Raw genomic sequence first — 4,516 nt, 5'->3', positions numbered from 1 at the left:
TGCGGCGCTGGACAGTATCGACACAGACGGCAAGCCGCTGATCTATCTGTCGCCGCGCGGAGAGCCGTTTTCACAGAAACTGGCGCGGGACCTGGCAGGCGGCCCGGGCATGGTGATGATGTGTGGCCGGTTCGAGGGGCTGGACGAGCGGGTGATCCGTGCGCGCGGCTTGCGCGAGGTTTCCATCGGGGATTTTGTGCTGGCAGGAGGCGAGGTCGCAGCCATGGCGATGACCGAGGCGGTTGTGCGTTTGTTGCCCGGAGTTGCGGGGAACCAGGCCTCCCTTGAGGAGGAATCTTTCGAGACCGGATTGCTGGAACACGACCAGTATACGCTGCCCCGGGAGTGGGAAGGCCGCCCGACTCCGGAGGTTCTGCTGTCGGGGGATCATAAACGCATACAAGAATGGCGGTTTAACAGCGCAAAGTCGTTGACAATTGACCGCCGCCCCGATTTATACGCCGCTTACTCAGATACCAACGAATTACAACCGCCGGAGACAGGCGATGAACATGATTGAACAGCTCGAAGCGGAAGAGTTTTCCCGCGTTGTCGGCGACAAGAACATCCCGGATTTTTCACCGGGTGACACGCTAGCCGTGAACGTCCGCATCACGGAAGGCGACCGTGAGCGCGTCCAGCGCTTTGAAGGCGTCTGTATTGCCCGCGCAGGCGGTGGCATCAATGAGAGCTTCACGGTTCGCAAGATTTCCTTTGGTGAAGGCGTCGAGCGCGTTTTCCCGCTGGCTTCCCCGATGATCGAGAGCATCGAAGTGAAGCGCAAGGGCCGCGTGCGCCGTGCGAAACTCTACTATCTGCGCGATCGTCGCGGTAAGTCTGCCCGTATCGCTGAACGTACCACCGGCCACGGCATCGAAACGGTCGAAATCGCCGTGTCGAAAACCGAGCGCCGCCGCCAGAAAGATGCAGAGAAAGCCGCCCGCAAGGAAGCTGCTGCCAAGGCTCGCGAAGAGGCTGCCAAGGCGAAAGCCGCTGAAGAGGCTGCAGCTGCTGCTGCCGCTGAAGCAGAGGCCGCTGCGGCTGCCTCCGCTGACGAAGGCGTTGCTGAAGAATAGACGTCCCGACACTTCAGTCAGGAATTGAAGAAACGCCCCGCCTCATGGTTGGGGCGTTTTCACTTTTGGGGCTGGTATTTCTGTGGCACGTTCGGACGCATGAAACGCCTCTGTCTCACACTCTTCGCCGTTTCATTGCTTGCTGCCTGCGAACCCGCCGACGACACGCTGCGCCTCACAATGCCGGCTTGCCGCCCGCCTGACATAGCGCAGGGTATTCTCTTCATCGGTGATACCCGCTTTGCACCCTATCAGGTTCAGGCTTCGGCCGTGACGGATTCGGCGGGTCGACCGGCGCTTTCCATCCGTATGGACGAGTCCGGCGCATCCAAGCTGGAAGCCCTCACGGTGGCCAATATGGGTGAAGTCCTCCCCTTGCGGGTGGACGAGGAAACCATCATGTCTCCCAGAGTGCTGGAACGGATCACAGGCGGTGAAATACTCGTTTCCGGCGATTTCGAGATGGACGAGTTGAAGGCGCTGGCCGTGCGCCTGTCTCCGCCCTGTGATCAAGAGTCGCCAATCGCCAATTGACCCCTTCCCAGCCGGGCGCGCGCCGCTATGGTGCGCCGCGATATGACAGGAAGAGGCCCCATGGCTGGCAAGACACTTTACGACAAGATCTGGGACGCGCATGTGGTGCACACCGATGAGGGCGGTGAAAGCCTGCTCTATATCGATCTCCACCTGATTCACGAAGTGACGACGCCCCAGGCTTTTGCCGGACTGAAAGCGGCCGGACGCGGCGTGCGCCGCCGGGACCTGACCCTGGCCGTCGCTGACCACAACACCCCGACCGAGAACCAGGCCGCCGGCCTTGCTGGCGTGACAGATCCCGATGCGCGCAACCAGCTGGAAACGCTGACCCGCAATGTGGCCGAGCACGATATCGAGTATTTCCCGATGGGCGACATCCGCAATGGCATCGTCCATGTCGTGGGGCCGGAGCAGGGGCGCACCCAGCCCGGCATGACGATTGTCTGCGGTGACAGCCACACGTCCACGCATGGCGCGTTCGGCGCGCTGGCGCATGGTATCGGCACATCGGAAGTTGAGCATGTGCTCGCCACGCAGACCTTGCGTGCGCAGAAATCCAAGAACATGGCAATCGAAGTATCTGGCAGCCTGAAAGATGGCGTGACCGCCAAGGATCTCGCCCTCCACATAATTTCCGTCATCGGTACGGCCGGTGGCACGGGATATGTGATGGAATATCGCGGTGACGCAGTTCGGAGCCTCTCCATGGAAGGGCGCATGACGCTGTGCAATCTCGCCATTGAGGGCGGTGCCCGTGCGGGTCTGGTGGCTCCAGACGAGACAACGTTTGAATACATCAAGGGCCGCCCGGCCGCGCCCAAGGGTGGTGCATGGGATGTCGCGAAATCTTTTTGGACGACGCTCTATTCCGATGAGGATGCCGTATTTGATGAAGTCGTCCACATCAAGGGCGAAGCGGTCGAGCCGACATTGACCTGGGGCACGAGCCCGGAACAGGCGATTCCGTTGTCGGGTATTATTCCGAAGCCGGAAGATTTCAGTGATCCAATCAAGGCAGGTGCGTGTGAGCGCGCACTGTCCTATATGGGCCTTGAAGGTGGTACACCGATCAAGGGCACACCGGTGCAGCGCGTCTTCATCGGCTCGTGCACGAACAGCCGGATCGAAGATCTTCGCGCCGCCGCTGAAGTCGCCAAGGGCAACAAAGTGGCCGAAGGCGTGCGTGCCATGGTCGTGCCGGGGTCTGGCCTCGTCCGTGCGCAAGCCGAATCCGAAGGGCTGGACGAGATCTTTCTCGAAGCCGGGTTTGAATGGCGCGAGCCGGGCTGTTCCATGTGTCTCGGCATGAATCCCGACACGCTGGCGCCGGGCGAGCGGTGCGCGTCCACCTCCAACCGGAACTTCGAAGGCCGCCAGGGCCGCGATGGCCGCACCCATCTGATGAGCCCTACCCTCGCAGCGCGCGCCGCGATCCAAGGTGTGATTGGCTAGTGTTTGGACGCAGCCACTTTCTCGATGAGGATGTGGAGGCATTCCATGTTCTGTGTTGGGCATGGCTATTGAAGTGCACTGGTGGGCGGGAAGCCCTTCGAGAGACGCCGCTCGTGCTTCCAACCCCGGACTTCTTTCCGCCAACCGATTCGAGTGGGCACGAGCGCGCTGAATTCATATTTGAGCATGTGCGTGATCTGGCCGGAATGTCAGAATGGCCAGTCCAATTGGTGCCGCAAGCCGAGCTTGCCGGAAGGGTATCCACACTGGGCAGAGTTCAACATTCGGGGACAGCGGCAGGAACCTTCTCCCACACCGGAAATTCTGGTCAGATTACGTATGATCCGAGCCATGTTCATACACCGGTAAAGCTGATCGCAACCTTTGCGCACGAACTCAGTCACTATCTGAATGAAGGATTTCAGGAAGCCCCACCAGGCGGCTGGGAGCTGATCGAGCCGGCAACGGATGTCACGTCTGTCTTTCTGGGCTTTGGAGTATTCGGGGCTAATTCCGCATTCGAGTTTATCCAAACTCAGGATTTCGAGAGCCAGGGGTGGTCCAGTGAGAAATTCGGCTATTTGTCGCTGGACGAGTGGGCGTTCAATCTGGCGATCTTTTGTGATTTGACTGGGCGCGATGTCACGGATCTTAAGCCTCATCTGAAGTGGAATTTGTTCAAAACCTCGAAAGCAGCCGCCAAGTACGTAGAGCGTAGGGAGATTGGGCGGCAAATACTTGAAGACATAAAAGGGCGTGCCGCCGACTAAACACATCCTTCAGTTGCCTCTCGAAGGGTGAGGGCAGATAGTCCGGCCAACCTTGCCCTGCAACAAATGGAGTGGACCCATGAGCAATACTGTCAGCCTGCCCGGAAATGTTTCGCTGGATGGCCCGCGCGGTCGTACCTACGCGTCTATCCTCGAAACGGTCGGATCGACGCCGCTGGTTGCTGCGCCGAAGTTCGCCGAGGCCGAAGGCATCAAGGCGAACCTGCTGTTCAAATGCGAATTCTTCAATCCACTCGCCAGCGTGAAAGACCGGATCGGCCTGAACATGGTGTTGCAGCTGGAATCCGACGGCAAGCTGAAGCCCGGCGGCGTTTTGGTTGAGCCAACGTCCGGCAATACCGGCATCGGCCTCGCTTTCGCGGCGGCCAGCCGGGGATACCGCCTGATACTGACCATGCCGGAATCCATGTCGATCGAGCGTCGCAAGATGCTGGCTTATCTGGGCGCAGAACTGGTCCTGACGCCAAAAGAGAAGGGCATGGGCGGTGCTATCGCGAAGGCGAAGGAAATCCTTGAGGCGACGCCCGGCGCGGTGATGCCAAGCCAGTTCGACAATCCCGCCAATCCGGCCATCCATGAGCTGACCACAGCAGAAGAAATCTGGGCGGACACAGACGGCGCGGTCGATGCTGTCCTGTCCGGCATAGGTACTGGTGGCAC

6 protein-coding genes are annotated in these 4,516 nt (G+C 59.9%); all 6 read left to right on the top strand.

Features of this window, described 5'->3' with window-relative positions; all coding sequences use genetic code 11:
- On the top strand, positions 1 to 520 hold a 520-nt coding region (gene trmD / locus B4F73_RS01790; RefSeq protein WP_290482372.1), incomplete at its 5' end, for a tRNA (guanine(37)-N(1))-methyltransferase.
- Positions 507 to 1,076 carry a 50S ribosomal protein L19 gene (gene rplS, locus B4F73_RS16715; protein ID WP_349677826.1) on the top strand — a complete coding sequence of 190 codons (570 nt, stop codon included), beginning with the start codon at positions 507 to 509 and terminating at the stop codon, positions 1,074 to 1,076. The genes trmD and rplS, both read left to right, overlap by 14 nt.
- A 99-nt stretch (positions 1,077 to 1,175) precedes the next feature.
- Entirely contained in the window at positions 1,176 to 1,610 is a 435-nt protein-coding gene (locus B4F73_RS01780) for a SecDF P1 head subdomain-containing protein (RefSeq protein WP_156947948.1), read from the top strand.
- Between the two features lie 60 nt (positions 1,611 to 1,670).
- Positions 1,671 to 3,065, top strand: a complete 1,395-nt coding sequence (gene leuC / locus B4F73_RS01775; RefSeq protein ID WP_290482371.1) for a 3-isopropylmalate dehydratase large subunit — start codon at positions 1,671 to 1,673, stop codon at positions 3,063 to 3,065.
- Positions 3,065 to 3,835: a hypothetical protein gene (locus B4F73_RS01770; protein WP_290482074.1), complete on the top strand. Its 771-nt coding sequence runs from the start codon at positions 3,065 to 3,067 to the stop codon at positions 3,833 to 3,835. Before leuC ends, B4F73_RS01770 begins: the two co-directional genes overlap by 1 nt.
- 79 nt (positions 3,836 to 3,914) lie before the next feature.
- Positions 3,915 to 4,516: PLP-dependent cysteine synthase family protein (locus tag B4F73_RS01765; RefSeq protein ID WP_290482370.1), on the top strand; the 602-nt coding region annotated here is incomplete at its 3' end.

It is taken from the genome of Hyphomonas sp. UBA3601 (assembly GCF_002375605.1).
GTDB lineage: Bacteria > Pseudomonadota > Alphaproteobacteria > Caulobacterales > Hyphomonadaceae > Hyphomonas.
Note: the sequence above shows the minus strand (reverse complement) of the source record. Positions and strands in the feature narration are given on the sequence as shown.

Excerpts from the sequence above, each read along its gene's own strand:
- rplS (WP_349677826.1), top strand. The coding sequence starts at position 507 with ATGAACATGATTGAACAGCTCGAAGCGGAAGAGTTTTCCCGCGTTGTC.
- leuC (WP_290482371.1), top strand. The coding sequence starts at position 1,671 with ATGGCTGGCAAGACACTTTACGACAAGATCTGGGACGCGCATGTGGTG.
- B4F73_RS01780 (WP_156947948.1), top strand. The coding sequence starts at position 1,176 with ATGAAACGCCTCTGTCTCACACTCTTCGCCGTTTCATTGCTTGCTGCC.